We start from the raw sequence: 2,492 nt of genomic DNA, 5'->3' as shown, positions 1-2,492 counted from the left end.
TACGGATAATAATTGGCTGCGCGGTGGTAATACTAGGGCTTCAAAAGATCTAGTGACTCAAAATCACCCTCATCATCCTGATGGACAGCATGCCCACGCGCTATCAATGATCACTTCTTTGGCTGAGTCGCAGCATGAGGGTTTGGAGCAGTTGGTGATAGGTTAGACTGATATAAAATCAAGATAAACAAAAAGGTCATATCAGTAGTCTTGGTATGACCTTTTTTTATTTAAAATTTGCTTTTACCCCACATAAGGAGTCTATTTCCAAAGTATTTGTTTAAAGCGGCAAAATTCTTGTTAGAATAAATGCCATCTATTTTTAGTCTGTAAGCTGACCTATGCTTGTCACCACCACTACCTCTTTAGTTAAACCCTTAACCATCCTGCACACCTCTGACTGGCACTTAGGTCGCAGGTTGTATGGACGCATGCGTTATGACGAGTTCGAGGCATTTTTGGGCTGGCTTGAGAGCACCATCAGCGCCCAAAGTGTCGATGTACTCATTGTCGCAGGGGATATTTTCGATACGATGACGCCAAGCAACCGCGCGCAGGCTTTATATTATAAGTTTTTGGGTAAAGTATCGACATTATGCTGTGATCATATCGTTATCGTCGCCGGTAACCATGACTCCCCAACTTTTTTGGATGCGCCAAGCCAAGTCCTTAAATTCTTAAATGTGCACGTTATCGGTACTGCTTGCGATGATCTAAACGATGAAGTCTTAGTATTAAATGACAAAGACGGTAGTCCGCATTGTATTATCGCCGCCGTGCCTTATCTACGTGACCGCGATGTACGTAGTAGTCATGCAGGCGAGTCCATGGACAGCAAAGACGCTAATGTCATAAAAGGCATTCGCGCGCACTACGATGAGGTTGCACGATTAGCGAGGGACGCGCAAAAATCATTAACCCGGGAACACAATCGCCATATTCCTATTATCGCGACTGGTCATCTGTTTGCGGCAGGTAGTAAAACGACACAGGACGACGGCGTAAGAGATCTTTACGTGGGCAATCTAGGTAAAATATCAGCTGAGATGTTCGATAAATGCTTTGACTATGTCGCGCTTGGTCATTTGCATGTACCCCAGCGCGTTGGCGGTCAAGAACATATTCGCTACTCAGGTTCGCCCATTGCTATGGGCTTTGGTGAAGCAAAGCAGCAAAAGCAAGTATTGCTCGTGCAATTTGGCGACGTGCTATCTACTGTAAAAAAATCGCCTCACTCCTTAAGTGAAACCGTTTTAAAACCTGTCAAAAAAACGATTACTCATACCAATGATTTGATAGATGATTTATTTGGTTTTGAAGCGCTTAACAGAATTGAAGAAGAAACGACTCAAACGCTAAGCTATGAAAATTTAGACACCTCTGAAAGTTCAGACACAAAAACGCTCTACTCAAATGAGAGTAATAGTATGCAAGTGATCTCTGTACATATACCTTGCTTTCAAAAGTTAGCGCAAATCTCAGGGGATCTGAGCGTTATAGCAGATACTATCAAATCACTAGAGCCAGCTGACTCGATTTGGTTAGAGGTGGTTTATACCGGTGATGAGATCGTCAGTGAGCTGCGTGAGGACATCAACACGATGATAGAAGGCTTGTCTTGCGAAGTGCTCAAAATCAATAATACTCGCACCTATAATAAAGTATTAAACCAAGAACAAAGCTCTGAAACGCTACAAGACTTAAAAGTAGAGGCAGTCTTTGAGCGCTGCCTAGATATGCATGAGATCGCCGACACCCAGCGCGACTCACTACGGGACGCCTACCAGCAAATACTTCATAATATCTATCATGATGATAGCCGGGCTGAGTGATAATGTACTCTTGTTTTGAAACTCTCATAACTCCATTTTTAAGACCCCACCATGCGCCTAATTGAACTGCGACTCAAAAATTTAAACTCCTTAAAAGGCGAATGGCATATCGATTTTGCTGATTCTGCCTTTATTAATGAAGGCATTTTTGCGATTACGGGACAAACGGGCGCGGGCAAGACCACGATTTTGGATGCGGTCTGCCTAGCGCTGTATGGGGAGACGCCGCGTATTAATAGTATTAGTAAGAGCAGCAATGAAGTCATGACGCGGCAAACGGCAGAATGTTTCGCTGAGGTAGTGATTGATTTAAACGGTATCCACTATCGCTGCCGCTGGGGACAGCGCCGTGCCTATAACAAGCCAGATGGCAATTTGCAAGATGCCACTCATGAAGTCGCCAAAATAAATCTCGCCGATGCGTCAAAAGGCGATGAGATTTTAGAAAATAGTATAAAGAACACTAAAATCAAGATTATTGAATTGACGCGGATGGACTTTCAGCAATTCACGCGCTCCATCTTACTTGCGCAAGGCAGCTTCTCGGCATTTTTAAAGGCCAAAGCGGACGAGCGTGCGGACATTTTAGAAAAAATTACTGGCACGGACATTTATGCCACCATCTCAGAGCAGGTCCATGAAAAAAAGCGCTTTGAGGAA

At 43.8% G+C, this 2,492-nt stretch carries 2 protein-coding genes; both read left to right on the top strand.

Annotated elements, in window-relative coordinates; all coding sequences use genetic code 11:
* The first annotated feature begins 341 nt into the window (after positions 1-341).
* Positions 342-1,832, top strand: a complete 1,491-nt coding sequence (locus ACTXGO_RS12310) for an exonuclease SbcCD subunit D C-terminal domain-containing protein (RefSeq protein ID WP_443542992.1) — start codon at positions 342-344, stop codon at positions 1,830-1,832.
* Between the two features lie 51 nt (positions 1,833-1,883).
* A partial coding sequence (locus ACTXGO_RS12305; RefSeq protein ID WP_443574749.1) for an AAA family ATPase occupies positions 1,884-2,492 on the top strand: 609 nt, incomplete at its 3' end.

Source organism: Psychrobacter sp. T6-1 (assembly GCF_052258445.1).
Note: the sequence above shows the minus strand (reverse complement) of the source record. Positions and strands in the feature narration are given on the sequence as shown.

What these genes read in the sequence shown, in the direction of transcription:
- ACTXGO_RS12310 (WP_443542992.1), top strand. Translation starts at nt 342, where the DNA reads ATGCTTGTCACCACCACTACCTCTTTAGTTAAACCCTTAACCATCCTG.